The organism is Occallatibacter sp. FHG110214_02 (assembly GCF_059115385.1).
In genome coordinates this window covers 393,544-408,779 of record NZ_JBZYWK010000002.1, presented here as the reverse complement: position 1 = coordinate 408,779, position 15,236 = coordinate 393,544, and the positions used below count along the sequence as shown (strand labels likewise).

Genomic DNA, 15,236 nt, shown 5'->3' with positions numbered 1-15,236 from the left:
TAATGCTTAAGAGTTCCCCGGCACAGTAATCGCAATCTGTTTACACCATGCGTAGGAAATGAGGAGGGGTGTTGAACGATTCTCCACGATTCCCCGGCAGGCGCGGCGCGGACACCGTGCTCTTCCGTTCGACGACAGTTGCGGGTGCAGAACGCATTGAAGCAAGGCTACCGGGCATGACAACCGCGGCTGGCCACGTGGAGTTGTCCTTTGAAGCAGGTTCCGCCCGTCTGGCTAACCTGCGCGTAGCCGCCGAATATCGTCGGCAGGGTTTGGGTACCAGCCTGGTGCAGCGGGCAGTGCAATCCGCGGGTGCTCGCGGCCTGCCGGTTCACTTGGAGGCGTCTCCAAGCCCGGACGGAGTTCCCACATCCACGTTGCGGCAAATGTATCGCAAGCTTGGTTTTCAGGATGCCGGTTTTTCCGGCGCAGGCATTCTGCAAATGCGCACGCGCCTCGCAATGCGTCAGGCGTCAGGCAGCATCCAGCCAAAGACTGGCCCAGCATTTCAGCCCAAGGGAGCGCCTCCCGCATACCGGCCTTTTGCAACGGTGCAACAAACCCCGCGCACCATGGCAGCTCCGCCGCCAGTCTACCGGCCTGCAGCCTTCTTGCAGCAGCGCCCGCAAGCGGCGGCAAGTGCGCCGCCGGTTTATAGGCCGGCGGCGGGAAAAACACCAGGAAGCCTGCAGCAAGCACCTGCGCCTGCCTTCAGAACCGCGCCGCCGCTTCCAGTCCCGTTTCCCGGCACAATTCAACGAGCAGAAGACCGTTACAACACGATGTATACGCACATGCTGACCAAGCCCTATAACCAGCTAACCGGCACGCCGCAGGGGCCGCACACAGTTTCCCACGTCGTCGTCAGTCATGGAATCCAGCAGGCGGTCTCAGGCAATAGCTGGCAGGAGCTGCAGGATCTTTTCGATCAGCAGGTTCCCTACCCGGAGGATGTGCAGGCCATCCTCATGAGCGAAATCACGGTCAACAACCGGCAGCGCTTTGCGGAACATCTTAGCCGTTACATGCTGGAATACAACGTCCTCTTCGCCGATGTTTTTCAGGGGCTTGACGAGGAGAATGATGCGGACTTCGATTCAATTCTGGCCGCAATTCGAGCACTGATGGAGATGCACCCCTACCAGACCTATGCCTGGAAGACAGGGAAGCCTGCCTCGAAGAAATCGACCAAAGGTAAGTCGGAGGCGCAGCATATCAAAGCGCTTCGCGGGGGCGACAAGCGTTCGCTGAGCGGCTTGATTGATGTCAGCCGTGCAAAGTTTGTCCAGAATAAAGCATTTTTGGATTTTGTCCGAACGCGCCTTCGATTAGTGGCCACGGATGTAGAAATCGATCAGATCATCAACTAGAACCAGTTTCGTCGTCTCACGCAAGCGAAAACATTCGAGGATAGATGCCGGGTGCCCCACCCACGACGCGTCTTTTGCGTCGTGGGTGGGATATCTATAAGTCCTCTATAGCTGTTGTCTCTTACAGCCTTTCCGTTTTTTACAGCCCTTAGCCGTTTATCTATAACCCCTGTTCCCTGCCGCCACCGGCGGCCTCAACAGCCGCGCCGGCAAAAAGATAATCGCAGCCACCAGCTCCAGCACCCCGCCCACGGCAATCCCCACAATCCGAAACGGCAGCAGCACCAGCCAAACCAGCGGATAGAGAACCAACGCCAGCAACGCCAACGGCCAGCAAAACACAAATAGAAGACACCAGAGCAGAAACTTAATCATCGCCTTGCACCTCGTCGCGTAACCAGATATACGCTGCCTTGCCACGCCCGGTTCCATCCCATGCCGCCAGAAAATCGTAATAGCACTCTCCAGTGCCGGACGCAGTTTTTAACTTGTCCGGCAGCCGTTCCTGTGGGACTCTTGGACCGGCCACAAGCAAGCGGCCAAACCCACTCAAACCAAGGAGACGAGATATGCGACCTGTCCTGACGCTCATCGCAGCACTCTTCTGCGGCACATCCATCTGTGCCGCACAAGCGTCCGCACCAACCTCAACTCCGGCCCATGCAACACGTTCCATACCCAGCGGTTTGAACTTCGCATACGATGCCCAGCACGACCAGATAAGCACCTCCGGCCTGGCCATGAAGACGCATTCGCAGGCCAGCCCCACCGTCACCCCCACCACCGGAACCATCACCGTCACCATCAACGTCAAGCTGGTTTCCCGTTTTCCCAGGGGCACACAAATCCACTACTCACTCACGGCCATCGGTGGCCAGATTGACATCGTAACCGGCTCCTTCGATGGCGGAATCGAAACCGCCTACGCCACCTCGCCCTGCGGCTCCAATTCCACCTCCTACACCTTCACCATCCCTTACTCCTGGTCGCTCCCGCAGGACCCGGCCGTAGCCAACGGCGTCATCCTCGCCTTCGGCGCATCCGCAGTCAACCCGCACGACGGCCAAAGCTCGTCCAAAAACGATGTCTACCGCTCCACCCTGCAAGTGGACGGAGTAGAAAGCCTCCCCGCCAGTGGCGGCTCGGCAGCCTACGTCTTCGACGTAACCCTCTAACCAACCTCAAAGGGCCCATTCCAAACACCCATCAACCCACGGGTGCAACCCCGGTCCCTCGCATTCGGGGACCGGGGATACCCACACCGCCAGCCCCCTGTTTTTTGTTCACTCACAAAATGGAGCGTTGTCATCCTGAGCGCAGCGCATTGGGGCCCCACGAAGTGGGGTAGGCGGAGCGAAGGATCAGCCGCCGCGTTTTTCCTTATCCGCATGCAATGCAAAATAAATCCCAAATCTGTGGATAACTCTTGCGCTCAATTAACCCCTTTTGTGCCACACTAACAATCAAGCAGAAAAACGGCCCGATTCCTTTGGAATCGGGCCGTTCGTCATTCCGCCCTAAAAAGTTTTTTTCGGGCTTTTTTCTGAAAAGTAACCACTTTTCACAAACCTGTTAACCAATCAAGAAACACCAAAATCCGCACCTGACATATTGATTTAAGACATATTATCGAGAACCAACTACACCGGACGTATCAGGAACAAAGGTAGGCCGGGGATACATCCCCGGCAATCAAGGCAAGGAAACGCACCGGGGCTTTATCCCTGAGGGATGCTTTGCAATCTCTACGCACCAAGCAGGAGGGGGCACCGCAACCGTGACCCCTCCCCGAACCAGAAAAAAGGAAAGAATTTTTATTTTTTCGAGAAAGTAACCACTTTCCCAAAACCCATTAACTAATCAATAAACACCAAAACCAACACCTTAAGCACTCATTCCAAACGTCTTACATCCAATAACCTCAAAACCTGGCCTCAAACGCCCGAAACCGCCGTTCCTGCTCCCACTGCGCTGCGGCCTTCTGGCTGCCATCCAGAAAAGCCTTGCAGCCCGCCGACGGATTCTCGCCGCCCAGCACCTGCCCCCTGCACGCACTTACCGGCGCGCGGAAGTCATCCGCGGAAGCCCACAAACTCGCCCCCGGCAAAAAGTCATGCTCCATCCCCGTCCGCGCCAACTGCTTCAGGTCCGCATAAGAAAGGTGGTAATCCACTGCCGCCCGCGCATACTCCCCCGTAATATCGATGCGGCTCACACCCTCGTCGTCGGTCGAAAGCGCCACCGGCACATGCGCCGCCCGGTAATAAGGAAACGGATGCATCATGCCCTTAATGCCCAGAATCCCCTCATTCGAGCTGAGGTTAATCTCCACCATCACATGCTTCGCCGCCAGCTCCTTCAGTAACCCTGCGGCATCATCCTCATACATCACATCCACGCCATGCCCAACCCGCTCCGCATGGGCAATCTCGACAGCCTGCCGAATATGAAACCTTAACCCCTCCGGCGGAACCATCCCCGGAGCCAGCTCGCCCGCATGCAGCGAAATATGCACCGTCGGGTAAACCGAGTGCAGATACTCCACCATGTGCATCTGCAGCGTATAGTCCCGCATGGAGATAAACCCATCCTCCGGCATCACAAAATTGATGCCCACAAACCCCTTCTCGCCGTCAGCAATCGACTTCGCAACCGTCTCAAACCCCAGCAGCGTCTGCGCAAACACCTGCTCCGGCGCAAACCCGCGCAGCACCTGGTAAATGTATCGAACCGTAACCTTGCAAGCGTCGGTTGCCTGCGCCGTCCCACAATGCTCCAGCTCGCGCCGCCGAGCCTCATTCGACCGTGCCCGCTCAATATCCACGCTCACTTCGTCACGCAGCCCACGATCCAGCAGCGCCTGTCGCATCTTCGCAAAGTCCACATTGTCCGCGCCCGCCGGCCATCCAATCGCATGCGCAATCGTCGCCGCATGCCCAAACGCAGGCGTATCCATCAATTCCAGATACTGCTGATTCTGCGCCGCCGACCGGCTCGCAATCTCATCCACCCATTCGCCCGCATGCTGCGGATTAATGCTGCCAAACTTCGCAAAGGTAGAAAAGAACTGGTCATGCCCGCTGAACGCAATCACCGGCACATAGCTCCGCATAGAAAGCGAGTCCACCAGCTTGTCATAAAGGTCCTGGTCCGCCGGACTCAGCACCCCATTCAGCCGCGCCGCCGGAACCAGCGTCCCTGCACAAGGCGGCGGAACAAGCTTCAACCCGGCTGGGTCCACGCAAAGCCCATCCTCCGCCGCATCGCGGATAAAGGTCTCCGCATACACCGCCCCGGAGAGATGCACATGTAAATCCGCGCCTTTGGGAAACTGCTGCAAAAACGCCCGCACCGCCAGCGGCCCCTCTTTAACAGCTGCATCATAAGCCCGCACCGCGCGAGCCTCGCCGGCAGCGGCTTTCGGAGCCGTTTGTGCTGCGGCCATCGCCGCGGTAAGAGTCAGAGCCGCAAGGCAAAGGGAAGAGAAGCGCGTGCCAATGTGCATAATGCCTTCAGTTTAGGCGAGCAGGAGCAGCCAGCAGACAAAAAATCGCACCATTCTCCCCAACATAGCCGTCCAGCAGTTTGGCTCCAGCCGCAACCCTTGATATACTTAAAAAGTTGTTGCAGCAAACTGTCCGAGGAACACCCACCCTTGCCGGATTCTCTCCGGCCTCCCGAACAGAAAATTGCAACAAAATTCTCCCTGAGGCCAGATAGCTCAGTGGTAGAGCGCGGCCCTGAAAAGGCCGGCGTCGGCGGTTCAATCCCGTCTCTGGCCACCACCTGCATTACACTCTTCCGATCAGTAGTAATGCTGATTATTTCCAGCCCTGGCCACTACTAAAGTTCTCAATACAATCTCTTATGCCTATACCGCGCTCTGTTTTTCTGAGCGCAACTCAGTGGTTTGTCCTGCAGCCATGAAAGGCCCTTTGCGTCGACGGTTCGATCTCGTCCCTGCCATCAACCACTGATACGCTCCCCCCCCGAAACTCCGGTAAGCACTGGGCGTGACCACCCATTACAGGTACCAATTCAATGCCTTCGTCCTCGTGCAATACAAGAGGATGGCAGGCGAAAGCGGTATTCCAGAATGGACCGCAAGCTTGGGAAGTAACTACTGTTGACGGTGGTGGCGAACTGAAAAACATGGAATTCTGATTGAGGTGCCATTATGCGCACACGGATTGGGGATGCTGCTTCACTCGGGCGGCAACTCCTCTCATTCTGATAGCTAATAGCAGATAAATCACTGAAGTTGCGCTGAGGCAGATGCCGAAGCCAAAGCGATGTGCCGCCAAAGCTACCGCAAATGACGAAAGCGCGCCTCCGATCCAGCCAATGGAGTTCATGGTGCCGGCGGCAATTCCTCTGCATTCCGGCAAGACGACATCATAGAGCGATGCCCACAAGTTGCCATCGTAGACTCCTTTGGCGAAGCCAAAGCCAAGCACTCCCATGACAAAGGCTGGAATGGTTGTTGACTGTCCTATGAGGAGCAGGAAAGGGAAGCCAAGCAATAATCCGATTGTTTGAACCTTCTGGCGATTGCCTGGCTTTGTTGCAGCGCGATCTCCGAGGATGCCGCCAATCAAGACTCCAGCTACCGAGGCAGCCTGTAAATAGAGGGTGCTATAGATTCCCGCTTTTCCGATGCTCATGTGGAATCGCTCAACGAGAAAAGAGGGAAGCCATGCCAGAAAGATCATGGCAACAAAATTTGCGCCGAAAAAGATGGCAATCATGGCGCTTGCATTTGGGTTGCGCAGAATATTCTGGATGCCATCGCGAAAGCGTAGCTTCTCCGAATTGAGAATTCCTTGAGACGGACGTGTCGCGCGGATGAAGATTCCTACGAGTGGAACGAGGATCAACCCTGATAGGCCAAAACATTCAAAGCAGTATCGCCAGTCATGATGTTCGGCAAGTATGCCGGCAATAGAGCCACCAGCGATGGTGCCGGCATACACACTGGATTGGTGAATCGCCATTGCGCGCGATCGAGTTTCAGAGCCATGGTATAGCGCGATGAGCGCCATGGCTGCCGGAATATAGAAAGCTTCGCTGAAACCGCCAAGAGCACGAAAGAGCACGAGGCTCGGATAATTGGCAGATAGGCCAGTACCCCATGTAACCAGTGACCAGAATGTAAGCGCCGCCAGAACAACTTTCTTAGGAGAGACGCGGTCAGAAACCCATCCCGCTAACGGGCCTGAAACTGCATACAGCCACATAAACGATGACGCAACGACTCCCATTTGGAGATCGGAGAGATCGAATTCCCGCCGTAGCAACGGGAAGACAGAGAAGATCGCTTGGCGGTCAGCATAATTCGAGAAGCATATCAGCCACAGAATTGCTACAAGCCACCATTTGTATGTAACCCGCATGCAATTCTCGTGAGATTCGATGTTGAGTGTGCCTGAGAGGAAGATTAAGCCATAGGCTATTCTTTCGCATAGGTATTTCAAAAAATAAATAAATATTTCAATATTATTGAAGTAGTCAGTTTTATGGTCCAAAATATGAATAATTGGAAATTTCTAGGAGCTTGAATGCAACTCGCCCGTCCTCTACGCGGTATTGTTCCTCCCTTGGTTACTCCGTTAAATGCTCCGGACCTTTTGGATATCGAGGGATTAACCCGGTTAGTTGAATATCAGCTTGACGGAGGCGTGCATGGCCTGTTCGTTCTAGGAACAACCGGGGAAGGGCCTTCTCTGGCTTATAAAACACGTCGTGAACTTGTTCGGAGAGTTGTGGAGCAAGTCGCGGGACGGGTTCCGGTCCTGGTGGGAGTATCAGATACGGTGTATTCCGAGACGCGAAAGATGGCGGCTTTTGCGGCTGAGATTGGCGCCAGTGCAATCGTGATTGCGCCTCCTTATTACTTCTATTCCACGCAAGCTGATCTTCTTCGCCTGGTCGAGCAGTTAACAAGGGATTGCGAACTTCCAATCTTTCTCTACAACATGCCCAACATGACCAAGATGGTCTTTGAACCGGAAACCGTGGCGGAAGCTGCAAAACTGGACAACGTGTGGGGACTCAAGGACAGTTCCGGAGATCTCAACTATCTCGCGCGTGTTGTTGAAATCATGCGTGACAGGCCTGATTTCAGTATCCTTCTCGGCCCTGAGCATCTTCTTCGCGATGGGATGCGCATGGGAGCGCATGGTGGCGTGCATGGTGGAGCCAATCTTGTCCCAAGATTATTTGTGGACCTTTACAACGCATGCCTTGAGCAAGAGGAGAAGCGCATAGAAGAACTTCACAGTCAGGTAATTGCGTTGGGAGAGGTCATCTATCATCCCGAAGAAGATGAATACCGTTTTATCCGAGGGTTGAAGTGCGGGCTTTCCGTGCTGGGAATCTGCAATGATTTGCCAGCGTGGCCTTATCAACCAGCGGGAGCGGATTTAAGGCACTCGATCGAAGAACATCTGTACCAGCGTATGTCTGTTCGGGTATAAAGGGAACGTATGGCACTGCGGCCTATCTCAATGGAAACAAAGAAAAAAACAAAACGAGCCATTGGCAAAGCTGCCAACACCCCTGCCACCGAGGATAGCCAGTACGCATCGCGTGCCGTTGCCAAGGCGTTTGCTCTTCTGCGTATTCTCAGCCGATCCGGGGAACATCATACCCTCAGCTATCTTTCTTTGGAAGTTGGTTTGACGAAGAGTTCGACCTTTCGTCTCTTGCAGACCTTGCAGGCTCTGGGACAGATCAAGCAGGACGAAGAGGGGCGCTACGTCGCAGCGAAAGAAGAGCGTTCCAGCCGATTTGGTCAAATTGCGTCAATGCTGATTCCCATTGCTCGAGAACCAATGCAGCAACTTCAGATGCGCTTCAAGGAAACGGTGAGCCTGGCTGTCTTGTTTCCCAACCATATTGAAGTGGTGAGCGTGATCGAAAGTCCGCACATGGTCCGGATGGCGAATACCGTTGGCCGCATCCTTCCTCCTCATGCAAGTTCTCTCGGAAAGGCAGTTGCTGCGCACCAGCCTGAGCTTACGCTTGAACATCTGTTGAAGAGCTACGGTCTTCCCCGCTTCACGCAAAGCACGATTGTGGACGAGATGCAGGTTGCGCGTGAGATGCAAATGATACGGGAGCGCGGATACGCCACTGAAATGGAAGAGTCCGTGATGGATGGATATTGCTACGGCGTTCCTATTTTTCTGGATACCAACGCCGCAGTGGCCGCCATGAGTGTTTCTATGCCGAAATCGCGAGCTTTGTCAGAGGAGCAAAGCAAGTACCTGATTGCGGCGATGCGTGATGCCTCTGTCAATATTTCGAAAAGGCTGAAACAGGCAATGAAGGCAGTACAGTAAGGCTATTTCTGTACCGGAAATAGCCAAACCTCCGCTACCTGCAGTCCTCGCCCTCCCCCTCCTACTCCAACAGGCCTTGTCCATTGCAGATCTAACCGGCCAGTGGCTGTAGCTTCTCGCGGGATATCGAACTCAAGTGTTTCAGGGTTTCCTTCGCGATGCAGGGGCGCATGAATCTCAATGGAGTTATTTGCGGTCAAGTGAATAGGCAGCGTGTAATCTTCTCCCCCATAAGTAACGCGAAGACGATAATGTTGATTCGGATCAATCCGGGGATAAACAAGCTCGATGGGCGTGTCATACAGGGTTTCCGCATAGGTAATGGTAGAAATGCGCAGGCCGCTATCGGGGATTTTGTCTGCAATGCCATTGACACTTGTTGCGTAAAGCTGAGGATCAGTATGAGCCCCTTTTCCGGGCACAAGATGAGGTTCATTGTTCGGGTCACCGAGATCGTCATAGTAGCCTCCGGGACCTGGATCGGCGTAATGCAGAATATGGGCAAGAGCGGACTGTTTCTCTTCCTCGCTGGGCAATCCCGCAGCTTGGTCAAGCTCTTTATTAAGCCAGGCACGGTTATTTAGATTCACATCCACGCGATCCAGATTGGCTCCGCGTTCTATGCCCGATGCACCATATTTCTCAACACTGAGTTGCAGGCCAACAGAATGGAAAAGCGTATCGGCAAGTGCAACGATGTGATTCCGTAAATCCTTGCCAACCGCTGGTACAGGCTGCAAATCGGAATGTGCGGCGCGGATGGCAGCATCTGCTCCTGTCTTCGGAGCTGCCATAAGGTCTTCGAGAGCTATTTGTTCTTGATGTGTCTCGGCAATGAGCCGTTCTCGTATATAGGCATCGTAGTAGGCGCGATAAAGAGCCGACTGAAAGCGCCAGTTTGCCTTTTGATCCGGAGTAGCAGCTTCTTCCAGGCTGCGGAATTGCAGCAGGGTCGTGTCGATGCTTGCATTCGTCATGGCAGGTCCCTGCCAATTGCGTTCCAATGCCAGAATCCCTGCAGCGAAGTCATTGCTGGACCACCGGCCGATACGCGGCCCAATAAAATAACGGCCGTAATCACGCAGTGTCTCTACCGGATCTGACTTGGCAGACCAACCAAGCTGGTCCCAAATGAATTTATTGACATCATCATTTACGCCTTCGCTGTAGGTAACAAAGCCGGAATGATATTGCATGAAGGTTCGATAGATTTCCATCTCCGCGAATGGTCGCGGATCAATTGGTTCCCGTCCTTCAGAAAAGGCAAAGGCAGGGTCCCATTCCGGCATTGCAAATTGGGCGTGCATTACATGTCCAATGTCCGGATATGCCTGCAGAGCGTATTGCGTCGGAATTTTTGCGCGCTGTAGCGGAAAACTGTCGCGTGACTGGGGACCAACAAAAATGCCAGTGAGGAACGAAGGGTGGCTAGTCTGCAGGATTGAATAAAACTCCGTATACCACGCGCTGTTGAAACCTTGTGCCGAAATCCAGACAGTGGCATGTGGGTGGTATTTGTGAAGAGCTTCTGCTTCTTTTTCAACGAGCGGAATAAGATACTTCGGCTCAGTGTGGCCGGGATCACCACCGGGAACATAAAGCGCGTCGATATGGGGCAATGCGCGGAACAGCGCATCGCTCTTGCGAACCTCTGCTTCTACAGTCGCCGGGTTCGAGTAATCTTTGGCCATCTCGGGATAATAAAGATCAAAATCCAATCCATAGGAAACAGCGGAATTGCAAATCCCAATTAAAGTTTGCAGAGTAGGGGCGGGGAAGAGCGGGCTGGTCGCATTGTCATCAGAATTAGGAGCAATTACCTGGATCGTATTGTTTCCAAAAATAGCCAGGTCACGTGTCTGCTGATCGAACTGAGCTACCGTCCACGCATCGTAGGTATTATTTTTAAACCGATATCCGATTTGATGCCCGCGCACGGGGTATTCAGGCGCTGAGCTGAGATTAATTTCCTGTGGCAGGATAGCGTGCTCAGGCTCCATCTCTAATTTACGCAGTACATATCCTATTCCAAAAAGCAATCCGCGGTGATCGTTCCCGGCAATCACCACTACAATCCCATGTTCCGTATGCAAGGTCGATATAGAAAAACCTTCCGGCTTGTTCTTATCATTTTGCGGTTGCTGCTCCAATAAATGAAGTGTCTGCGGAGAAAGCAGCCTGGGAAGCTGGTCTCTGGTGCCGGTGACAAAGGATACAGGTGTGTCAGCCTCATGAGGCATCTGCTTCCAGGCGATATGAATGCGTTTTTCCGCTTCCTCCTGGAGCACAGCGATCGCCTTTTTCTCTACGGGATCTGCGAAGGCAGGAGAAACCAGTGCAGCATGCGTGCAATCGATAGGAGTGCAGGCAGCGTGGGTAGTGGAAAGGAGAGGGATTGCGAAAAGGCCTTGGCAGAGCCTAAGAGCTAAGCGTCCGACACGGGAAGTCATGGATAGCAGCATAGCTTAAGCAGAAGTATTTTCAAAAAACTTATTTAAGTGTCAATTTTTTATTGACAGTTTCAGATTATGTAAATTAGCGTCTTTTTACTGGCCGTTAAAAGTTTTCTGTACTGGCGCCTGCCTCCATGCAGGAAATGCCGAAGAAATGAGGATTCATGAAACGTTCTGCCCTGCGTCTTTGTGCTTGTCCCCGAATCTGTGCATTGCTTGCATTCTCTATTTTGGTTCTCTTTTGCTCATGGACGGCTTCTGGTCAGGGAATAACGGGCGATATCTCCGGCACCGTGACCGATACGACTGGGGCTGTGGTTGCCGGAGCAAAGGTGACGGCAAAGAACACCGCCACGAATGTTGTTACGACTGCAACTAGCAATAGCGATGGCGTATACAACATGAAGTTCCTGCAGGTCGGCAACTATACGCTGACCTTCTTTGCTCCTGGGTTTACCACGCAAACCACGCCGCCATTCGCGTTGGAGGTGGGGCAAGTAGCCAAAGTGGACGCAACGCTGCACATAGGCTCTGAGCAAACGGTAACGGTCAGCGCAGAAATGGCCCCTATTCTGAACTCCGATAATGCGACTCTTAGCACAACTATCTCGGAGACACTGATTAATGACTTGCCGATCAACGGCCACAATTTTGCAACGCTGGCCCAGTATGCTCCGGGTGTAAACGTTGCGGATGGAAATCAGTGGAATGGCGCATCGGGTTCTCCAAATAACTCTGGAGAGCGTACGCAGAGCTTTGCCACATTGCCAAACGTAAACGGCAACCGCACCTACGCAAATAACTATTTGTTGGACGGTATCAGCATTATCGACACGGGCGCTAATATATCGAACGGCTTTGGCGTTCCTGCCTATGCGCCTGCTGCCGCAGCCGTGAAGGAAGTAAACATTATTACTGCCGTTCCGCAGGCCGAATATGGGGATGCGACCGGAGCCCAGTTGATTCAGGTGATGAAGAGTGGCACGAATAGTTATCACGGCCAGGCGTACTACTATTTACAGAACTACTTGATGGATGCCAATACCTTTGGCAACAAGCGCTCGACGCCTTTTACTCCCCGGTCACCGTACACGCAGCAAATCTTTGGTGCGACATTTGGCGGCCCGGTTCGCATTCCCAGGATTTTCAATGGAAAGGACCGGCTGTTCTTTTTCGTTGACTACATGGGGTATCGAAAGCCAACTGCCGGAGCCGGACAGGCCAGCGTGCCATTGAATGCATGGCGCGGTAATACAGATGGCGCAACAGGTGTAGATTCTTCGGTGTCACCGCTGGCAGGATATGCGTACTTCGGCGATGCTTTACCTCAGCTCTACGATTCTCAGAATGGTTATGCGCCATTCAATCAGACGATCAATGGGAACACTTATCAGAACCTGGTGCCCATACGCAATCCGGTTGCAGTCTTTCTCTTTAAGCATCCCGAGCTATGGCCATTGCCGAATCATGCAGCCTCTACCTCACCGATTCAGTACAACTACCAGGCTCCGGTAAAGTCGTTGCAGCGCAATGACCAGGCAGATATCAAGGTAGATTGGAAAATCAGCGATCATGATTCTGTGTTCGCGCGTGTTTCAGGCGGCGAGGCATGGGATTCGCAAACAAGGCCGATAATGGCGATCTCGTTTCCAACGGTGAATGACTTTCCTTTCAAGCAGTATGTAGGGAACTATGTTCGTATCTTTACTCCCAACATCGTGAATGAATTCCGGGCTGGCTTTACCCGCATTGGATATGAATCTTTCAATGAAGATGCATCTGGTCAGTTTGCGCAGGGAAATAGTCTGGTAGGAATCCCCTATCCCCAAAGCATTCCTGGTTTTTCGCAGCAGTCCTACTCGCAGAGCACCAACAGCACAGGCGTTACGACGATTGGAACAACTGCAAGCGGCAACATCGCCATCGATAACCATTTCAGCTATGCGGATACGCTTACCTGGAGCCGGGGTGTTCACACGCTTAAATTTGGCGGCCAGATTTTCCGTGTGCAGAATAATTTTTATCTGAATGCGACTGGCGGGCTTCTGGGAGGATTTACCTACTCTGGCTCCTTTACAGGCAATCCGAATACAGGGCAATCTCTTGGATATGATTTTGCCGACTTTCTGCTGGACTATGCCTCCACAAGAAGCGTTGCAACACAGTCTGGGGATGTAGGGCAGCGGCAATATCGCTCCGCAGTCTTTGCGCAGGACGATTGGAAGCTGACTCCAACTCTTACCATCAATTATGGCCTGCGTTGGCAGTACGATCAGCCCGTCTACGAAGTGAACAATAAGATTTCCAATGTGAGCCCGACGACTGCAGACATCATCCTGGCCGGAGTGGAAGGGAACAGCCGCTCTCTTTACAAGCCTACCTATAGCCAGTTCAATCCGCGCCTGGGCTTTGCGTTACAACTGAGCCCGCGCATGGTTGTGCGAGGCGGGTTCGCTATTACGACATTCACTGACTACAACGTGCTGAGTCATACCGGAAATGCACCTTTCCATCTAACGGTTTCGCAGACTGCAGTGACACCTACGACAGCATCTGCGGGTTCGCCTTATGCGGTCACGGAAGGTTTTCCAAGTGCCACGGGCGCCACTTCGTCCTACACGGCGTGGGGCAGTCTGCGTCCGCAGTGGGTTCCGCAGTTTGATTTGATAACGGAATATCAGTTGAGCAATACCGCGTCATTCACTCTTGGCTATGTGGGAGAAATTGGCCAGCATCTGTCTGATATTCGCAACATCAACCAGTACAAGCTCGCAGGTGATCCGACGAGCGCGCCGTTCTACGCTGCCGTGGGAGCCAGTACCATCAAGCTCCTTGAGACCGAAGCATATATGAACTACAACGGCCTGCAGGCACAGTTCCGCGAACGCTCTCACAATGGTCTGGAGTTTACGGTGAATTACACCTATTCCAAGAACTTGTCTGATTCCGGCGGCCCAATCGGTGTGAATGATACGAACTCCAGTTCAGGCTATCCGCAGAATAGTTACTGTCTCAGTTGCGAGTATGGTCCGACAGGCAACGACACGCGTCATGTGTTCAACTGGACTGCGCGGTACGAGCTTCCTTTTGGTCGGGGACGTCGCTTCCTCGGTAAGTCGAACGCTGTTGTCGATGAGCTTCTGGGTGGCTGGGTTCTTTCGGCGAACTCGGTTCTGCTTAGCGGATTTGCCAATACTATTACGGCATCTGGAAGTGCGAATGTTGGTGTTGCGGGTACGTTGCATGCAAATCACTATCGCCACATGACAGTTAAAAACCGTAAATGGGGATATGTGACATCTGCGGTTGCTGGAGGATGGGGAGACGATCCGAGCGCGGTGGATTCAGGTGGCGCTTCGAGCCCGTGCGCGGTTGCAGGGCATGACGATGGCGTCTGTGCTTATGGGCAGCCGGCTCTGGCATCTACTGGAGCTACACCTATCTTCGGAAATGCAGGTGTAGGTACCGAACGTGCCCCTGGCTATCAGAACTATGATGCCGCTTTGGAGAAGGCGTTTCACGTGTGGCACGAGCATTCAATTGAATTCAAGTGTTCTGCATACAACGTGGGCAACATCACCAGCTATAACAACCCTGGACGCGGCGTAGCAGGAAGCAGCACTTGGGGACTTGTGCAAAGCACACGCTCGCAGCAGCGCCAGCTTGAACTTCAGTTGGAATACAAATTCTAAATAACTAAGCCTTGGATATTTCAACCATGCGGGAAGCTGTGTCATGGCGGCTTCCCGCTTTTTTATGGTGCTTTGCGGGGGATTATTTCGCGCTGCTCTTTCAATCGAATAGTGTCAGATTAAAAACTCATTGCTTGCAATCCTATAGATGTATCCATAGCAGCTCATCTGCGTAACTGCAGGCATCGCAACTGATCGCCTCTCCAAAACGTGTATTTGAGAGCACCTTATGATGTCGTTTGTGTAATTTCACATTACGGACAGTGATATCCATGTGCTAAGACGCGGAATGCCCCGTGGGCTCTGTAACAGAGGATGACGTAAGAGGGTAGTAGGTAGAGGGCCCGGTAAAGCAGCGTTATTTAGATGATTAGCCTC

General features: G+C 53.2%; 9 protein-coding genes and 1 tRNA gene. 6 read left to right on the top strand and 4 right to left on the bottom strand.

Annotated features, from left to right (window positions below):
- The first annotated feature begins 71 nt into the window (after positions 1 to 71).
- A complete protein-coding gene (locus AC5S3R_RS03580) occupies positions 72 to 1,370 on the top strand; it encodes a GNAT family N-acetyltransferase (protein WP_494265300.1) in 1,299 nt (432 codons plus the stop codon).
- Positions 1,371 to 1,526: 156 nt separating this feature from the next.
- Here the strand turns inward: AC5S3R_RS03580 and AC5S3R_RS03575 are convergent, their stop codons facing one another.
- The gene (locus AC5S3R_RS03575; protein WP_494265299.1) at positions 1,527 to 1,745 is read right to left on the bottom strand and encodes a hypothetical protein; all 219 of its coding nucleotides are present in this window, start codon (positions 1,743 to 1,745) and stop codon (positions 1,527 to 1,529) included.
- Positions 1,746 to 1,939: 194 nt separating this feature from the next.
- Between AC5S3R_RS03575 and AC5S3R_RS03570 the strand changes: the two genes are divergently transcribed.
- Positions 1,940 to 2,545, top strand: coding sequence for a hypothetical protein (locus AC5S3R_RS03570; RefSeq protein ID WP_494265298.1), 606 nt, complete (start codon positions 1,940 to 1,942; stop codon positions 2,543 to 2,545).
- 746 nt (positions 2,546 to 3,291) lie between these two features.
- Here the strand turns inward: AC5S3R_RS03570 and AC5S3R_RS03565 are convergent.
- Complete coding sequence (locus AC5S3R_RS03565; protein WP_494265297.1) at positions 3,292 to 4,875, bottom strand: adenosine deaminase family protein; 1,584 nt, start codon at positions 4,873 to 4,875, stop codon at positions 3,292 to 3,294.
- Positions 4,876 to 5,080: 205 nt separating this feature from the next.
- Here AC5S3R_RS03565 and AC5S3R_RS03560 point away from each other — a divergent pair.
- Positions 5,081 to 5,155, top strand: a tRNA-Phe gene (locus AC5S3R_RS03560).
- Between the two features lie 390 nt (positions 5,156 to 5,545).
- On the opposite strand, the gene AC5S3R_RS03555 is transcribed toward AC5S3R_RS03560, so the two are convergent.
- Entirely contained in the window at positions 5,546 to 6,895 is a 1,350-nt protein-coding gene (locus AC5S3R_RS03555; RefSeq protein ID WP_494265296.1) for an MFS transporter, read from the bottom strand.
- 33 nt (positions 6,896 to 6,928) lie between these two features.
- On the opposite strand from AC5S3R_RS03555, the gene AC5S3R_RS03550 reads away from it, so the two are divergent.
- Together AC5S3R_RS03550 and AC5S3R_RS03545 are read left to right on the top strand one after the other, a co-directional pair.
- Positions 6,929 to 7,846 carry a dihydrodipicolinate synthase family protein gene (locus AC5S3R_RS03550; protein WP_494265295.1) on the top strand — a complete coding sequence of 306 codons (918 nt, stop codon included), beginning with the start codon at positions 6,929 to 6,931 and terminating at the stop codon, positions 7,844 to 7,846.
- 9 nt (positions 7,847 to 7,855) lie between these two features.
- Positions 7,856 to 8,713 carry an IclR family transcriptional regulator gene (locus AC5S3R_RS03545; protein WP_494265294.1) on the top strand — a complete coding sequence of 286 codons (858 nt, stop codon included), beginning with the start codon at positions 7,856 to 7,858 and terminating at the stop codon, positions 8,711 to 8,713.
- A 2-nt stretch (positions 8,714 to 8,715) separates the two neighbouring features.
- Here AC5S3R_RS03545 and AC5S3R_RS03540 read toward each other — a convergent pair whose 3' ends face one another.
- Complete coding sequence (locus AC5S3R_RS03540; RefSeq protein WP_494265293.1) at positions 8,716 to 11,001, bottom strand: beta-N-acetylhexosaminidase family protein; 2,286 nt, start codon at positions 10,999 to 11,001, stop codon at positions 8,716 to 8,718.
- A gap of 395 nt (positions 11,002 to 11,396) precedes the next feature.
- Between AC5S3R_RS03540 and AC5S3R_RS03535 the strand changes: the two genes are divergently transcribed.
- On the top strand, positions 11,397 to 14,858 hold the full coding sequence (locus AC5S3R_RS03535) for an outer membrane beta-barrel protein (protein ID WP_494265292.1): 3,462 nt from the start codon (positions 11,397 to 11,399) through the stop codon (positions 14,856 to 14,858).
- The last annotated feature ends 378 nt before the right edge of the window (positions 14,859 to 15,236 follow it).